The sequence below is a fragment of the Chitinophagales bacterium genome (assembly GCA_041392475.1).
In the GTDB taxonomy this organism is placed as follows: domain Bacteria; phylum Bacteroidota; class Bacteroidia; order Chitinophagales; family UBA2359; genus JAUHXA01.
Map to the genome: position 1 here is coordinate 2,940,838 of JAWKLZ010000001.1, position 18,626 is coordinate 2,959,463.

An 18,626-nucleotide genomic window follows, 5' to 3' on the forward strand; every position below is an offset into this window, starting at 1 on the left:
TATTTTAGTTTTTATTCCTCACGTAATTGCCTTTTTCGATTTACCTTTTTTTGCCTTTCCGTTTATAGTATAGAGGCATGGGCTAAAAGTCTATTGATAAGATTTGTACAAAAAAACTTTTGTGGAAAAGAATGGAAAAATTGGGTTACAGTCGAGAATTGACCAATTCTTTTTTGCTTGCGGTTCATGCCTTTTTTATCAAAAAACAGCAAAAAATACCGCACTATGCAAACCTTTACCAAACTATTATTTACTGCAATTGGATTCATTACCATCCATACTTGCGCTTTAGCCTATACAGGCAATGTTTCGAATCCTTCTAATTCCATTCTTGAACTTGAAGCCCTATCCGATACCGTAGAAACTTTGATAAATGAACCTATCAGCTTCAATGTATTGACAAACGATTCAGGAGAAGGCATTTATGTCAATTTTTCGCTTCAACCCTCTAATGGTTCACTCGTTTGGAAGTTGAATGGTGATTTTACTTATACGCCCAATAACAACTATACGGGCCCCGATATATTGGTCTATCAAATCCGAGATGCGGAGGGCAATACAGCAAGTGCCAATGTGTTTATCACCGTTGAAGGAATGGAAGTCTTGCCGCTTCAAGTCAATATCGAATATGAATGTATGCACGATAGCACCTATGATTTGTGGATATACATTGTAGGAGGAACTCCGCCTTATGAAACTTTGGTTCAGTATGGCGATGACTTGGTGCATCCTGCTTACCAAAATCGCCTCTATTTCAGCGACTTATATTTATCTGAGATACCTAGCTCTATGGGTTTCATGGTTTTTGTGAGGGATGCGGAGAACAATACCGTTTTAGAAAACCACTTACTTGAAATCTTATGTCACGAAGATGTGGTCAATGCCTGTGTAGCAGAAACGCACTTAGAATTGACTCCTATCATAAGCTGCAATGAGGGCGAAAAAACCATTGAAGTAGTGGCATCGGGAGGAAGCGGTGAATATTCCTATTCGGGACATTTTTTGGAATACAGTGGTGATGCTGTTACTGTGGAGGACAGCGAGGGCTGCCAAAATATTTTGTTTTACGACGAAGTCCCTGCCTACACTTGCCCAATAGCGGTAGATGATGTGGTCAACGGTGCTTACAATGCGCCTTTTCACCTCAAACCTTTGCTGAACGATACAGGTGATAGCTTGTATATTTCGGATATCAGCGGCTTGAAACACGGTACGATTCAATGGAAAGACGATTACTTTTTGGCTTATTACCCCAACGAAGGTTTTGCAGGGATAGATACTTTGGAGTACGAAATCACCGACATTGCAGGCAATACTTCAAGGGCGAAAATTTTGGCGGTTGTGCCTGAAAATGATGCAGTAGCGATTTTTTGGGAAAGGGATTGTTCGAGAGCCGAAGAAGAGGGAGTTTATGAAATTAATTTCACCGTTGCAGGTGGAAAACCTCCTTATGTCATTGATGGTGACTTTCTTGCGAATGATTATCGAGGAGATGAAATCTTGAGTTTTGTCAAAGCAGATGGAGATGATTTTACGATTACTGCAATAGACAAAGACAATACAGCAGCAATAGTACAGCCATCTTTATCAGCTTGTACTTTTTTGGGCTATCCTTCAAGCGATTACACAGTTTACATTTCGTGTGTAGCAGGAGAAAGTTTTGGAATTTTAACCGCACTTCCCTCCAATGATGAGCCAACCGAACTTATTGTAAGTGAAACACAAAATGGAGATACTCTTCTGCATGGAACAAATTATTTGGTTGAATTTGAATATGGAAATACCTTTGAAGGAACCGTTTTTTGTCCTCCAATAGCAGAAGACGACCTCTACTTCAATCACCCCAATTTCCTTCAATTTCCGCTTACCTTCAATCCGCTACTCAACGACAATGGGCATGGTTTGAAGTTGGTGGGCATCGAAACCCCCAACTATGGCACTCTCGAATGGTGGAAAGCAGATGGTACGGTGAACTACCACCCAAATGCCGATTTTCAAGGGGTCGAAACTTTTGACTATACGCTCGAAGACATTGGCGGCAACCGCACTTCGGCTACCATCAAAATCGTGATGGCTCATCCCACCGAACTCCACATTACCTACAAGCGTGATTGCTATGAGGTGAACAACAATGGGGCTGAAAATTATACGATTAACGCTTTTGTATCGGGAGGCAAACCTCCGTATCAGGTACAAGTCAATGAAGAAGCGTTTTTTGAAGTGACCGAAAACGGTGGAGATTTTAGCTTTGAAGTAGCGAATGGAGAAGGCTTTCAGATATATGCGGAGGACAATGGGGCGGTGACTCATACGGCAACGGTGGAGGAATTGGAGATGGAGGCTTGTAGTAGTTTGTGTGAGGATTTGGCTATAGAAGTGGATTTGGAGTGCTTTTTTGGGTCAGGAAAAGGACGTTTGAATTATGAAGTGATAGGAGCAAATGGAGGATTTGTGTTGGAAGGAAATGAAGATGGAGATATTTTGGAAATAGGAGAACACTATTTTATAGAAATAGTTGATGAACAAGGGTGTCACACATCAGAAACAGGGCAATGCTCAACTGAGGATTTAATTGTAATGATTAATCGAGATTGCTCGAATGCAGAAGAGACTGGTATTTATAAGCTTGAGGTTGCTATTATTGGAGGAATTCCCCCTTTTACTATTTCAGGTAGTATCAATGAAACCTTAGATGACTATGGAATTGTAAGTACTGAGATTGAAGACGGAGAGTTATATGAAATAACAGTAGTTGATGCAGCAGGAAGTGAATTTTACGAATCGGGAGGTGAAATTCTCTGCATAGTAGGGTGCTATAACCTATATATTGAAAACATAGGAGATATTGCAGAGTGCTTATGTAACGGTGATATGGTTCTTACCTTTGAAAATATAATCAATCCAGAAACAGCTCTTTCTATTTTTGGAGTTTGGGGTGATGATAACTTTGCAAAAGAACCTGAATTAGGAGATACAATTCCTGCTAACTCTTTCATAGATATAAGTGCTGTAATAGAAACGGAAAATAAATGCTATGATTTATTTTTCGAAGGAGAATATGGTATTTTAGGATATACATCCGACTTCTGCTCCCCCGAAACCTACACCCTTGAAGCCATAGACGATTTTGCAGTAACAAGCCCAGGCGAACCTGTCACCGTCAATGTCCTTCAAAACGATACAGGTACAGGTCTTCAAATCAGTCAAATTCTTGTTGCTCCAAGTTGTGGTGAAATTTTGGATGCGAATGTAACGACTGGTGCTATTGTCTATGTTGTTGATGCCAATACGACTTGTACAGAAGATACTTTTGTGTACGAAGCGGAGGATGAATGTGAGAATTTGGTGGAGGCTACGGTGACGGTTTTTATTGAGCAAGGAAGTGATTTGATTGTTCAGGTGGAGAGAAATTGCTTTAATGTTGCTGAAACAGGAACTTATGAACTTACTGTTACCATTTCTTCGGGTATTCCTCCCTATACTATCTCTGGAAGCATAAATGCGACATTAGAGGAAGAGGGTGAAATATCTACTACTATAACAGACGGAAATCCTTATGAAATCACTGTTACAGATAATACTGGAGCAGAATTATTTGAAGCAGGAGGGGAAACTTCATGTGGTCATTGCCTTTCAAACCCTTTAGCATTGGAAAGTATAGAACAAATAGCCGACTGTACTTGTGAGGGGAATATGGTTGTGCATTTTGAAAATACTCCAATTTCAGATGAGGTTATCTCAATAGAAGGAACTTTTGGGATAGGAGATACAATTCCCAATGATGCTTATTTCGATATGTACATTGCTTTTACTGAAAATCATTGTTATGGAATTTATTTAAATGGTAGCCCTTACATCTTTGGCAATGTTTCCGACTTCTGCACTCCCGAAACCTACACCATTGAAGCCATAGACGATTTTGCAGTAACAAGCCCAGGCGAACCTGTCACCGTCAATGTCCTTCAAAACGATACAGGTACTAACCTTCAAATCAATCAAATTCTTGTTTCTCCAAGTTGTGGTGAAATTGTGGATGCGAATGTGACGACTGGTGATATCGTGTATGTTGCTGATGCCAATACGACTTGTACGGAAGATACTTTTGTGTATCAAGCAGTGGATGAATGTGGGAACTTGGCGCAGGCTACGGTGTATATTAATATTTTACAACCGATAGAAGATTTAGATGTTCAATCGGAAAAAGACTGTTCCAATGCAGTTGAACTTGGATATTACGTTTTCAACATCAGCGTGTCTGGTGGACTACCTCCTTACAACATTTCAGGCTGTATCAATGAAACGTTAGAAGAAGAGGGGATAATTCAATTAAACGTCAATGTATGTATTCCTTGTGAGATTACAGTGATAGATTCGCTAGGCAATCAAGAGAAGGTATCAAGTTTAGGAACTTGCCCCCCAATATGCTCAGAATTCCCTATTGATACTAATGATGCTGTTCAAGAGAGTTTTTTAGAATGTATATGTGACGGTTCACTGATAATAAGTTTTACACCATTAGCCGAAGTGGAAGAAATTCAAAGCATTGAGGGATTTTGGTATGAAAACAATCAAGCAATTCCAATAGAGTTGGGAGATACAATTCCTGCAAATACCTATTTCGAGATATTTGAAGTACAAACCGATTTTACCAATTACATAGTTTACACGCAAGAAAACAATTTTTTAGGTGGCTTCACCTCCGACTTCTGCGCTCCCCAAACTCCTCCTTCAATTCCCACCCTCAACGAATCCCAATCCCAAACCATCCTTTGTGGAGAAGGTGACATCATCCTAAGCCTTGAAGGAGGCGGAGAAGGAACAACTTATAATTGGTATTTAGACTCAGACGGTACAGTTCCCGCAAACCCTTCAACAGGGCAAGTTTGGACAAACGATGAATTGGTGGGAACAGGAACGGTTTATGTCATTGCAGAAGATGCAAATGGTTGTCAATCTGAGGCTTTGGGGATTGAGACAACGAGGTATGAGGAATTGAGAGTGGAGAATATAGAAACGATTTTATCTGAAAGTTGCTTAGAATACCAAATAGTTTTTGACATTTCGGGCGGTAATGGGGAATATACCTCCAATGGAATTCCAGTACCAGCAGAATTTAGTAGCGATTGGCTGGCGACAAGTTCGGAGGATTACAGTTTTGAAATAGACGACAACAATCAAATCTTTTCTTGCCCTTCCATTCTGATTGAAGGTGACGCACCAGATGGAGATTGTTTTTTGTCCGCAACAGGAGACTTTGTTACTGCAATGGCAGGTGAAACGGTGGAAATAGATGTTTTGCAAAACGACGATGGATATGAATTAACGGTATCCGCCATTCTTCAAGAACCCACTTGCGGAACGATTATCAATATTGACACAGAAACGGGCATCATCACCTATCAAGCAGACAGTGACACAGAATGTAATACCGACTATTTTATGTATGAAATCACCGATTTTTGGGGAAATGTCACACAAGCCAGTGTGACCATCTTCATTCCCAAAGAAAATGGTGAATTGGTTGTAGAAATAACAGAAGATTGTTCTGCTGTTGAAGAAACAGGCTTTTTAGTTCTGTATGCTACTATTTCAAGCGGCGTCCCTCCTTTTGCTATTTCAGGCAGTATCAACAAAGTTTTAGAGAATTACGGGCAAACATTTATTTTATTATCAGCAGCAACTTCTTACGAAATTCAGGTAATAGATAGTGACGGACAAGAATTCACAGCATCCAATGATACGCCTTGCTTCAATGAAGAACTCTGCGCCAATCTCCAAATCACCCCATCCTACGACTGCCTCATCACCCAAACCCAAGACTCAATCGCCCTCCTAACTTACCAAACCACAGGAGGCGACGGAAACTACTCCTTCAATGGCAACCCCCAAAACGACACCCTTCAAAATGGCGACATTTACCAAATTGAAGTCACCGATGGAAACGGCTGCACTGCAATGGTTTCCGACACCATCGCCTGTAATTTCACTTCAATAGAAAACCCAAACCCCCATTCTTCAATTCCCAACATCAGCCTATTCCCCAACCCCAACAACGGCAATTTCACCCTTTCCCTCGAATTGAAGCAAGCGGAGGAAGTGGATATTGAGATATTGGATGTCATCGGAAAAGTGAAACTTTGGCAACAGTTGCAAACTTTGCCAACAGTTGAACGACAGGAATTCAGCATAAACCCAAACCTTAATAGCGGACTCTACTTTATCCGACTAAGCGGCAAGGATTGGACTTGGACGGAGAAAGTGGTGGTGGATTAATGGCAACAAGAATTTGGGGTTTCGGAGGAATACACACTCGATGTTGATTCATGCTCTAAAAGCAAATTCCTCCGAAACCATAAATCCCTGTTCAACTATATGCAAACAACTAAAAAACAACAAACAATGAAAAAATTACTACTTTATATTATAATCCTGCTTACCCATTCTTCAATCCTTCTCATGGCAGAAAACCAAAACTGCACACAAGAATGTAATGCCTATACTTCAAACAAAACGCCACGTAATTCCTACTGTCAAGACCATGAAATCGACCTTCACACCAATTCCTACAACAAAGACAGCCTCTATGCCCAAACCTACCTCCTCACCTTAGAAAATGATTCAACGGTGATAGCCATGAACGCAGAAGGACTTTTCTCGGATTTGGAGCTTACCAAATATACTTCCTATTCGCTCAACTACTCCTTAGAAGATGCCACGATTCCCACAGTTGGCGAACATTTGAGCCTATTAGATGGCTGTTACCGTCTCCGAAAAAATGGACTATTTGAAGTCAGCCCTTCCATTGAAATAACAGCCGTACCTGTTTGTATAGAAGGATTTGGCTACATGATAGACCTCACAATTACAGGAGGACAAACAGCTTATAGAGGAGCATCGGGTATCAATACCAGTTACACACTCAATTTTCAAAATAGCCGAACGCTGAATTATCGAGCTAAATGGGACGAAGAACTACATGCCGCTACCGTTAGGATAATGAACGAAGAAGCCACTCCTTTTGACATCAATAGTACAGTAAACCTTTCGGCAAAAGACGGTGATGGATTTTATGACTGTTTTGTAGAAAAAACGGTAATAATTGAAGAAACCGACACCTGCGAGATTTTTCTAAAAGCCATTCCCGACCAAACGGTCATCTACTCCAATTACCAAGACACCTTCACCTTCAATGTCTTGGACAACGACATTGGAGATGACTTTTACCTAAGTGGTCTTTCCAATGTACCCAACGACTTAAAGGTGAGTTGGAAACTAAATGGAGATATTTCGCTCACCGCTACCACTAACTTCTGTCCCGAAAACTATGCAGAAGAAATCACCTACCGCATCAAAGACAATCATGGGAACGAAAGTGAAGCTATTGTCACGGTTTATGTTTTTCGGGAAGACAAAATAGAAATAGACTATGATTGGGATTGCACTTATGTCCAAGAAGACCCTATTAGTGTGTATGTTTTTATATCAGGCGGTTTGTTTCCAAAATACATTTCAGGCACAACAAACCTAATACTTTACCAACCCGATACACTCGAACTACTTGTTCCAGATGGCTATGGATTTCCTATTTCTCTTTCTATCGTGGACACATTAGGACACGAAACTTATTTTGAAGAATATGGTGTATATTGCCACCATTACTATACTCCTATCACACCCGACATTGAGTGCATCACAGACAATTCTGCCAGCTATGGTTTTAGTGATTATACGCTCCAGTATCATGGCTTTGATGAAGAAGACATTTTTGGTATGCCCAACAACAGCATCTTATACAATGGTGATTATTATTTCAGTTATTTTCAAGACTATTGGGGAGTCTATTATGGTTCAGGTTCTTATGGCACCATCTCCTGTTTCAAGGCCCACCCCGATTACCTCAAAACCCGTTTCCACACCAAAACCGCTGCCATCAATGTCCTCTGCAACGATATTTCACTCACGCCACAATTGGCAGACATAGACGAACCGCAAAACGGCACATTGCAATGGGAAACAAACGGAAATGTGTTTTATACACCCAATGAAGGTTTTTTGGGTTTGGAGCGATTGATTTATACCCTTCAAAATGCAGAAGGCACAACCGACACCTCTATTTTGACCATTGAAGTCACCGCAGTAGATGGTATTTCAACCAAACCTCCACTATTGAAGGTCAATGACCAGCGAGATTGCAGCGATTTTGAAGCTACAGGATTGTACCAAGTCTATCTGCACATTGAAGGCGGTTATCCTCCTTACACACTCACAGGCGACACCAGTTTGGTAATAGACACAGCAGGAATATTTGGACCTTTTGATTATTCCGACACAGAAGGCTACTATTTTTTGGTGAGAGATGCCATGCACTATTTCACCGAAATCGACGAAAAACTCTGTCAAGCCAACTGTGCAAACGATGGCTATTTCACCGAAACTTACCATTTGATTTGTCAAGACGATAACCGAGCTATTTTGGAATACCAAACAGAATGTGTGGAGGAACTCAAATATTACTACGATTACTATTTGTTGGGCAATCAAAATGGCGACACATTGGATGTTTGGGAAACGTTTGATGTCTATGCAGTTGAAGCCTACGAATTAGATACGATATGGCATTTGCACGGCATCAATGACTGTCAAATACTGCCCGAACTCACTGCGATGAATGACACCATTTTCGCCAAAGCCGACACCTTCAAAATCTTCAATGTATTTGGAAACGACATCGGCAATGATTTGAAAATGATTGACGTTTTCTCCACAAACGAAACCGCTAACTTTACTTGGGTCGCCAATGGAAGCATATATTTTGAAGCAGGCAGTGAAGCCGATACTACGGTGCTGCAATATGTCGTCAGTGATAAATATGGGCAGAAAGATACTGCAGAGGTTTGGGTGAGGACTTATAAGCTATTTAGGCTTGAGGCAGAAAAAGATTGCAGCAGTATTATTCCCAATGAGTTTTGTCGTTATACGCTAAATGCTATTATGTTCAATGGTGTTCCTCCTTATGAGTTAAAAGTGTTTGATGCAGCCAATGACAGTGTTTTATTCACAGGAATTTTTGAAGACCCATTTAGTTTTTATACAGATTACATACTTTATAGAAGCATTGATATTTATTTAACTGCAACAGATGCATTGGGAACTGAAATTTTAGAACATATACCCTCTATTTGCTCTTCTTTTGGATGTGCCTATTACACCTGCAATGAAGACTGTTTCGACACAAATTTAGCCATTGAAAATGTCCGATATGTTTGCAATGGAGATGGAACAGTTGATTTAGAATATGATATTACAGGTGGAGACGGTAATTACAAAATAGAATGTGGTTATGAGTCAGGTGCAATATTGGATATAAATGACATCATAGAAATTGATTACAACATAGTCGTTTTAGATGGAAACAATTGTTCAGCCGAAGTATTTGTAAATCCTTTTGAAGGCTGCCTTCCCACTCTCCAAAACGATACGCTCTACCTCCAAACCAACACATCTTCCTCCTTCAATATCTTAGCAAACGATATCGGAGAAGGACTGCAATTAGATACCATTTTTGCAGCAAACGAAAACCTTTCTTTCACTTGGCAACCAGACGGAACCATTCAATTTGAAGCCCAAAACGACACCTCTACTACCTTACTTCAATACGTCACCACCGACCTATTCAGCCAACAAGACACCGCCCAAATTTTTGTCCAAATATTGCCTCAATTTATGGCAAGCTACGAAATAGATTGCAGTCAAGCAGACAGCACGGGCTTGGTGAATATTCAAGTCACCTTCAATGGCGGGGCAGCGCCTTATCAGGTAACAGGCGTTTTCAATGAGGTCTTTGAAGAAGCAGGTTCATTCAGTTTTACCTTAGCCGATAATTCATCTTTAGAACTCGAACTAAGTTCCATTCTTTTGAATACTACCATCACTTTCAACGATTACACCTCTTGCGCCCAAATCTGCGCCAATCTCCAAATCACCCCAACTTACGACTGCCTCATCACCCAAACCCAAGACTCCATCGCTCTCCTAACTTATCAAACCACAGGAGGCGACGGAAACTACACCTTCAATGGCACCCCCCAAAACGACACCCTTCAAAATGGCGACATTTACCAAATTGAAGTCACCGATGGAAACGGCTGCACTGCAATGGTTTCCGACACCATCGCCTGTAATTTCACTTCAATAGAAAACCCAAACCCCCATTCTTCAATTCCCAACATCAGCCTATTCCCCAACCCCAACAACGGCAATTTCACCCTTTCCCTCGAATTGAAGCAAGCGGAGGAAGTAGATATTGAGATACTGGATATCATGGGTCGAGTACAAGTGAAAACTCGCCGTCGTTTGAAAAACACGGCGACGTTTGAGCGACACGACTTACCAAGCGGACTCTACTTCATCCGAGTCAGCGGCAAGGATTGGACTTGGACGGAGAAGGTGGTGGTGGAGTAATGGCAACAAGAATTTGGGGTTTCGGAGGAATACACACTCGATGTGGGTTCATGCTCTAAAAGCAAATTCCTCCGAATCCATAAATTTTTGTTCAACTATATGCAAACAACTAAAAAACAAAATGAAAAACCTACAACTATCCCTGATTTTCATTTTTCTCTGTATTCTACATTTGCAGGGAAACTTATTGGCTGCAACCAACATAGCAGAAGAACTTAGCATTACCTACGATCATAACTGCTTTGAAGCAAACGCTAATGACAGCACTTTTTATGAATTCATTCTAACTGTTTCGGGAGGCGTTCCGCCCTATTATGTTTACATCAATCCACAAACTTTTTTTGAAGTTGCTGTAAGCAATGAACCTTATAGTTTTCTAGCAACAGTTGGAGAAGAATTCAGCCTGTTTGTCAAAGATAGCGACACGATTCCCAATGAGTTGTTCATCCCCAAAATAGACATCCCTTCCTGTGGTAGTTTGTGTGAAGATTTGTCTTTTGAGGTGGATATAGAATGTCAAGACGATGGCACAAAGATTTTGCATTTTGAAGTAGAAGGAGCAAATGGTGGGTATTCGGTTTATGGGAATCAAGATGGTGACACTTTGCAGATTGGGGAAACTTATTGGGTTGAAGTTGTGGACGAACAGGGCTGCACGAAAACCGAAAATGGAGCATATTCTGCCATATTGCAACCAAAAAATGATTGGGTAGGAACGACTAATTTTGAAGCAATACACATTGATGTATTGTCAAACGACAAAGGAGATTGTCTGACCTTATCAGATATTCTCGTTTCTCCTACTTGCGGAACAATTGTAGCCTTCGACCAAATAACAGGGATTGTTTCTTATCAAGTCGACATAGGTAGTCACTGTACGGAGGATGGCTTTGTGTATGAAGTGATAGATGCTCATGGTAATACAGCACAGGCAAAAGTAGTCATTTCTTTACCTCAGCAAGATTTGGTTGTTGAAGTAAGCAGAGATTGTTGGTCAGCAAGTGAGTATCTCAATTATATTGTGACCGTTGAAATCTTTAGTGGCATTCCTCCCTTCTATATTTCGGGAAGCATCTATACCACATTGGAGGAGTTGGGAAGTGTGAGTATCGAGATTGAAAATGGCCATCCTTATGAAATAACCGTGACAGATGCTTTGGAGAACATTTTTTTCGTTTCCGAATATCTTAATTGTCACAGTGAATGTCCTATCGTTTATTCCTATGAATACAACAATTGGGCAGACTGTACTTGTGAGAAAGACCTCATCCTACATTTCAACGATTTATTTGAAGAAGGAGAAGAAGTAACCCACATTGACGGGATTTGGAATTACCAAAATGAATATGGATATCTTTCTATTGGAGATACAATTCCCGCCAATGCCCATATCATGATTTTTCGAGTATCTACCAATCTGAATTGTTATACCTTTGATGATTATCATGGACTTTTATCAGGTTTAGCAAAGAATTTTTGTCCTTACTCTGCGTATGGTTTTGAGGCAAACGATGATTATATCTCGGCAATAAAAGGCTTTCCAGTTTTGATAGATGTATTGGCAAACGATGGAGGAAAAGATTTGAAAGTAGAGGGACTTTATGGAACTCTTGACTGTGGTGAACTTATTGAATTCAACGAAGAAACAGGAATCATCACATACTTACCAGACGACAATTCTTGTAATTCAGACTCTTTTCAGTACAAAGTAGAAGATATTTGCGGTGATACAGAATATGGTAGGGTCTATATAAACATTGAAAGTCCAGGAGAACTCACCGTACAAATCGAAAAAGATTGCTCTGATGACAATAACGATTTTTACACCCTATCTGCAACGATTTTAGATGGATATCCACCTTTCACCATCACAGGAAGCATCAACGAAACACTGAATGAATTCGACAGTATTTCCACCTCACTCGATGTCAATACCCCTTACGAAGTTCGTGTCGAGGATGCATTGGGAAGAATATTTCATGAACAAGGAGCATCTTGTAACTCCACTTGTCAATCCTTCTACGTCCAAGGAATCGCCGAAGTAGCTCAGTGTATCTGTAATCAAGAAATGGCTTTCACACTTCCCTATTTAATCACAGAAGAAGAAGTTTTGGGCATTGAAGGAACTTGGTACAATGAAAGTCAAAATGGTGAAATTGCTTTGGGGGATACCATTCCAAGCGATGCTTATTATGAAATAAACGGCTTTTTTACTGCAAATGAATGTTACGATTTCAAAAAAACAGATGGCTCAAACCTATTTGGTTGGGTAAATGAGGTTTGCACTTTTGTTCCTAATATTGAAGCTGCAAACGATGTTGCAACCAGATTTTTAGGCGACCCAAGTCCCATTTTGATTCCCGTACTCCAAAATGATACAGGTGCAAATTTACGCATCACCCAAATCATTGAGCAGCCCACTTGCGGCGAAGTTACCATCTTCAATCCAGAAGGAATCATCAGCTACCAGCCCAATTCATTATGCTCGGAAGATATTTTTAAATACGAAGTAGAAGACAACTGTGGAAATTCGGCTGTTGCCAACGTTTATATTTTCTCAAGTTCAAACACTACACATTTGTCTGTTGAAGTAGAAGAAGATTGTACTCAAGTTATAGAATTGGGTTATTACATACTCAATATCAACATCCAAAATGGCATTGCTCCCTTTGTTTTTCAGGGAAGCATGAATATTACCGTAGATAGCAAAGGACTCATTAACACAACTATTTCGGCAGGCACTCCCTATTCAATCGCAATAACCGATGCCATTGGCAATGCTTTTGTGGCCTCCAACGAAAACCCCTGTTTCTATGACGAAATCTGTGCAACCCTCCAAATTACCCCCTCTTACGATTGTTTCATAGCCCAAAACCACGATACAATTGCTTTCCTTACGTATGAAGCCATAGGTGGTCACGGCAATTATACCTTCAATGGTCACAATCCATCCAATTTTCTTCAAAATGGCGACATTTACCAAATTGAAGTCACCGACGGAAATGGCTGCACTGCAATGGTTTCCGACACCATCGCCTGTAATTTCACTTCAATAGAAAACCCAAACCCCCATTCTTCAATACCCAAAATCCACCTCTACCCCAACCCCAACAACGGCAATTTCACCCTTTCCCTCGAATTGAAGCAAGCGGAGGAAGTGGATATTGAGATATTGGATATTACAGGACGAGTGAAACTTTGGCAACAGTTGCAAACTTTGCCAACAGTTGAACGGCATACATTTGAGCAACAGGGCTTACCAAGCGGACTCTACTTCATCCGACTAAGCGGCAAGGATTGGATTTGGACGGAGAAGGTGGTGGTAAATTGAAAATTTTAGGATGTTCTGCTATATTTACACATCCAATTAAAGGCAGACTACGTTTCCACTTTTGACCAATTTATTCAATGACCACAAACCCCTCACAAAATATGGTAAAATCTAATAGAATAGAATACCTTGATTCCATTAGAGGAATTGCAGCAATGATGGTTGTATTTTACCATTTTATTGGTTGGCATTGGGGAGAAACTCAAACTTTCCATCTTGCATCCCTTGTATTCAATGGTGCAGATGCCGTTTCCTTCTTTTTTGTATTGAGTGGTTTTGTCCTGTCTTACAAATACTTACATTTTGATGAAGAGCTAAACATCAAGAAATACACCTACAATAGGGTATGGCGACTTTACCCAGCCTTTATTGTTACTATCCTACTGAACTACCTCTATTGGAGCCGCTTCAATTCGGGAATCGACATTTTGAAGGAAGTATTTTTGAACCTGCACCGCCCTCTGTGGACAGAACTCATGATGGTCAGAGGACAGCACATGTATTATATTCCTGGATGGACTTTGGGAATTGAAATGGCTTTGTCTTTACTGATGCCCTTTCTTATCATTGCCGCTGTTAAAAATATCCGATTGATATGGTGGTTTATTCCCGTTTCGATGTTCATGGGTCCTCAATATATCAGCCCTTTCACCATGCACTTTTGCTTTGGAATCATCTTGGCTTACTATTATCCACAAATAAAAGACTACACCTTCAAAGAAAGCAAATATTATTCTTATCGGTGGTTGATAGCCCTTGTCGTATTCCTATTGTTCTCCATTAGACACATAGAGCGAATGTTGGGCAGCTTCGGAAAAGTTTACCAAAAAATTGCAGAGTTTTTGAAATTAGACCTTTTTCACTTTACAGGATTCGCCTCTTTTGTAATCCTATTGTTTGTCATCAACAATCAAAAAGTACAAGATTTTTTGAATGGAAAAATACTGCACTTTATCGGCAAGGTTTCCTACTCTATCTACCTGATGCACTGGCTAATAGTCGTCATTATTATGGAAAGATGGGAAAGAGTCGTAGCCTTTTGGGGTTCTACAGAGTTGGCTTTTGCTACCATGCTACCTTTTACCATTATAGCAACCATAGCTTCTGCAACTTTCATGTATTACTTCGTTGAAAAACCCTGTATTGCTTACTCAAAGCGGGTCTCCAGTAAGTTTTCATAAAGACTCCAAATACTCCAATAACAGTCTGATTCCATAAGCTGTTGCGCTCCGTTGGCTCGAAAATTCGGAATGTTGGATGATCATCCCTGCAATATCCAAATGCGCCCAAGCAGGGTGATTGTCTGTAAATATTTCGAGAAATTTGGCGGCAGTAATGGCACCAGCAGTGGGTTTTTCTGAAAAGTTTTTAGTGTCAGCCACATCCGATTTGAGATCTTTTTTATAGCCATCCCAAAGCGGCATTCTCCAAACACGTTCTCCTACTTTTTCACCTGCTTTAGACAGATTGGCAGCCAATTCATCGTTGTTGGTAAACATTGCGCCCGTTTCAAAACCCAAAGCCAAGATGCTATTACCCGTCAAAGTAGCAAGGTCAATCATGATTTCAGGTGCGTAGTTTTTTTGCATATATGCCAAACCATCCGCCAGTATCAAACGCCCTTCTGCATCGGTATCCATGACCTCAATCGTTTTGCCACTATAAGAACCAATAACATCGCCAGGTTGAATAGATAATGCATCCACACAGTTGTCCGTACTCGGCACAATACCAATCAGGTGAATGGGTAATTGCAGTTTTGCAGCCACCTCCATGACACCGAATACAACCGAAGACCCGCCCATGTCGCTTTTCATATAAGGCATGGATTGTGAATTTTTGATAGAAAGACCTCCCGTATCATAGGTCACACCTTTTCCGACCAGACCAATTTTCTTCAATTCACCTTCACTGTGTTTCGGTTTGTATTCCATGATGATGAATCGAGGCGGCAATTCACTCCCTCTATTGACGGCCATCAAAGCATGTAAACCAACCATCTGACATTGTTCTTTGTCGAATACCGTCACTTCAAAACCGTATTTTCTACCCGATGCAATAGCCCAATTTGCCAAATATTCGGGGGTGATTCTGCTCGCCACACCATTCACCAAATCCATGATTTCCAACTGTGTATCTGCAATGGCTTCCGCTCGATTACCTATACTTGGGCTGTACTCATAATCGGTATAAATGGTGATACTTGCATCTTCTGCCACTATCGGATAGTCCTTCTGTTCATCCGTTCGGTACAAGCCAATATCATACGTTCCCAGTTTAATTCCATTGAGACCTGCTTCGATTGCCATTGCAGGTTCTGCGCTTTCATTGCCGTATTTGAAGCTGATTCCAATGTCTTTGGGGAGTTTGCTTTTGAAGCGATGGGTAAAACTTTGAAAGGCATTTACAATAGTCGAAAAAGTAGGTTTTTCACCCAAACCTAACAAATACAGTCTTTTAACATCTGCTTGTCCTGCAATGTACAAAGGCAATGTTTCTTTTGCATTGGCAGTAAAATCGTTTTGCAGCATCTCTACTTCAATATGTGTGATGCGGGCTATTTCTGCTAAACAGATCTCTCTATTTTCTTTGCTTATCGGTACAATAACTGCTTGAGTTTGATCTTGCATTTTTTTTGTATTAGGGTGTTGATATTTTTAGCTATTACAGCATAAACCAGATAAGTGGCAATTTATTTTTTTCGCACGAATAAATGATAATCAATGATTTGAAAAATTAATCGCCAGTCACTAATTTACTAATCACTATACTATTTTAATTTCCAAACAACCATTCAATTGCTTTTGGGAACTCTTTGCCCCAGCGTTCTTCGTTGTGATGGCCCTCCATATCTGTTGCGAGCAGAACTTGCAGGTTTTTCACATTTTCACGGTTCCAGTCAAAAGATTCCTTCAATCGGTGAATATTGTTGAGCATGTAATCACTTTCCTTGCCTCCGCCGTACAGGTAAATTTTGGAGTCAGTTTGTGGCAAAAAAGTAGTTGCATCAAGGTAGGCAGCAGGAGCAATCCAAAGTGAAGGCGAAAAAACCAGTGCTTTTCCGAATACTTCTGGACGATTCAGTATGCCATACAAACTTACCAAACCACCCAGAGAACTCCCTCCTATACCTGTATTTTCTCTCGAAGGCAAGGTGCGGTAACGCTCATCAATGTAGGGTTTTAGGTAATTAGCTACGAACTTGATGTACTTGATTCCTTCTTGTTGTTTTTCTTTATTCACAATAGGATTGAAGTCTATCAATCGGTGCTGCCCCGCATGTTCAATAGCTACAACAATGACTCCTCCCTTACCTTTTTCGGACAATACGGAGAGAGTTTTGTCAATTGCCCAGTTTCCAAAAGGGGCATGTTCGTCAAACAAATTTTGAGCATCGTGAAGATAAATAACGGGGTAATATTGTTTGGTTTGGTGGTAGTTGTGCGGTAAAACAATCCATATTTTGCGTTTTCTTCGCAATTGAGGAATGTCCTCTCCTTCTGTCACCAACTCTATTTGAGGGAGGTATTGAGGATTGTAAGCGATGCCTTCTTTTTTCCAGCGTGGCACCTTGTCTTTCACTACTCCTTTGTTTGCCTCCACCGTTCGATGATGCGTATCGCATCCAAATTCATCTGCTTCCACATCTTTCCATGTACCTTTCACATACTTATACTGCAAAGGTTTGGGCAATGTGGTATTTTCTTCAAAAACATAGTGATACGCTCCATACCCTATTTTTGTCATTTGATAAGTGGCCTCCCCTACCCTCCAATCATTGAAGTTTCCAGTGAGATATACTGCACGGTCATCGTCTTGTGCAGTTGTCAGTTCAAAAGTTAAAGTATTCATATTGGCTTCCTGAAATTTGAGAGAATCGTATTCTTCTTTCCAATTCATTATCTGCTGCAATTGGTGAATCAAAGAAATATACTATCAATTCTGGTGAATAACAGCACTTTTTTTTTGATAAAGGGTGCAAAGATAACATAGTTTTGAAGAAAGCCCTTGTTAAATAAAAATTAGAACGACAATGAAAACATAATAAAATTCTGATTATCAATTTTTTACTTAACAAAAAACAACTTTTATAAACCATGAAAATTACATAAACTTCCTATCTTTTGATTGCTTCAAAGATGGGGTAAAGTTGGGTTATAGTACAGCATAAGCCAAATAAGAGACAACTTGTTTTTTGCACAAAGAACTGATAACTAATGTTTTTAGAAACTAATAACCAGTCACTAATTCACAAATCACTGTACTAGCTTACATTATCCATAACTTTTGATAGATAAAACCCTATGCCTGCTTGCCAATAGAGGTAGATTCCCAGTCCTACGATGCCTGCAATTTTGCCAATGGATTTGGCTTCTTCGGGAGATTGAAATAGCATGAAAAAAGGAATGGCTGCAATCAATCCAATGATTGCACCTGCTACAAGGCTTTGAGTCAAAGGGATGGGATGTAAGAGGAAGTGAACCAACAACATCATCACAAAACCTCCGATACCACTTGCTATCACTATCGGAAGCGTAAAAGTTGAGCCTCTTGAGATGGCTCCAAATACCAATCCCATGTAGAGAAATCCACTGAGGAGGATGAAGATAGTTTTTTTAACCACTACAACCGAGGGCAATGCCAAACTTAGAGCCAAACCAAATAAGAAACCAGGTACGATCATTCCCAAGATAAAAAGCATAGTCGTGCCGGGGCTGCTGATATTGTTGATATTTCGACTCCCTTCTTCGGGTCTTAATAACAGCAGAAGGAGAAATGCGACTACCATCAAGGTTCCGCTAAAAAGAGTATTTCTGAAGATTGGATTCATAGT

7 protein-coding genes are annotated in these 18,626 nt (G+C 40.3%); 4 read left to right on the plus strand and 3 right to left on the minus strand.

Annotation, left to right across the window (positions count from 1 at the left end):
- The first annotated feature begins 225 nt into the window (after positions 1 to 225).
- The 4 genes from R3E32_10960 (at position 226) to R3E32_10975 (ending at position 14,973) form a co-directional block, all read left to right on the plus strand.
- Complete coding sequence (locus R3E32_10960; GenBank protein MEZ4885236.1) at positions 226 to 6,273, plus strand: tandem-95 repeat protein; 6,048 nt, start codon at positions 226 to 228, stop codon at positions 6,271 to 6,273.
- A gap of 126 nt (positions 6,274 to 6,399) precedes the next feature.
- A complete protein-coding gene (locus R3E32_10965; GenBank protein MEZ4885237.1) occupies positions 6,400 to 10,461 on the plus strand; it encodes a T9SS type A sorting domain-containing protein in 4,062 nt (1,353 codons plus the stop codon).
- A 121-nt stretch (positions 10,462 to 10,582) separates the two neighbouring features.
- Positions 10,583 to 13,792: a T9SS type A sorting domain-containing protein gene (locus tag R3E32_10970; GenBank protein ID MEZ4885238.1), complete on the plus strand. Its 3,210-nt coding sequence runs from the start codon at positions 10,583 to 10,585 to the stop codon at positions 13,790 to 13,792.
- Positions 13,793 to 13,893: 101 nt separating this feature from the next.
- Entirely contained in the window at positions 13,894 to 14,973 is a 1,080-nt protein-coding gene (locus R3E32_10975) for an acyltransferase (GenBank protein ID MEZ4885239.1), read from the plus strand.
- On the opposite strand, the gene R3E32_10980 is transcribed toward R3E32_10975, so the two are convergent.
- The 3 genes from R3E32_10980 to R3E32_10990 form a co-directional block, all read right to left on the minus strand.
- On the minus strand, positions 14,968 to 16,422 hold the full coding sequence (locus R3E32_10980; protein MEZ4885240.1) for a leucyl aminopeptidase: 1,455 nt from the start codon (positions 16,420 to 16,422) through the stop codon (positions 14,968 to 14,970). The two genes, R3E32_10975 and R3E32_10980, sit on opposite strands and share 6 nt — an antisense overlap.
- A gap of 145 nt (positions 16,423 to 16,567) precedes the next feature.
- Positions 16,568 to 17,692, minus strand: a complete 1,125-nt coding sequence (locus R3E32_10985) for an alpha/beta hydrolase-fold protein (GenBank protein ID MEZ4885241.1) — start codon at positions 17,690 to 17,692, stop codon at positions 16,568 to 16,570.
- 364 nt (positions 17,693 to 18,056) lie between these two features.
- Positions 18,057 to 18,623: a hypothetical protein gene (locus R3E32_10990; GenBank protein ID MEZ4885242.1), complete on the minus strand. Its 567-nt coding sequence runs from the start codon at positions 18,621 to 18,623 to the stop codon at positions 18,057 to 18,059.
- Positions 18,624 to 18,626: the final 3 nt, after the last annotated feature.

Bases quoted from the DNA above. Each gene is read 5' to 3' on its own strand.
- R3E32_10960 (MEZ4885236.1), top strand. From the start codon at position 226: ATGCAAACCTTTACCAAACTATTATTTACTGCAATTGGATTCATTACC.
- R3E32_10965 (MEZ4885237.1), top strand. From the start codon at position 6,400: ATGAAAAAATTACTACTTTATATTATAATCCTGCTTACCCATTCTTCA.
- R3E32_10970 (MEZ4885238.1), top strand. From the start codon at position 10,583: ATGAAAAACCTACAACTATCCCTGATTTTCATTTTTCTCTGTATTCTA.
- R3E32_10975 (MEZ4885239.1), top strand. From the start codon at position 13,894: ATGGTAAAATCTAATAGAATAGAATACCTTGATTCCATTAGAGGAATT.
- R3E32_10980 (MEZ4885240.1), bottom strand. From the start codon at position 16,422: ATGCAAGATCAAACTCAAGCAGTTATTGTACCGATAAGCAAAGAAAAT.
- R3E32_10985 (MEZ4885241.1), bottom strand. From the start codon at position 17,692: ATGAATTGGAAAGAAGAATACGATTCTCTCAAATTTCAGGAAGCCAAT.
- R3E32_10990 (MEZ4885242.1), bottom strand. From the start codon at position 18,623: ATGAATCCAATCTTCAGAAATACTCTTTTTAGCGGAACCTTGATGGTA.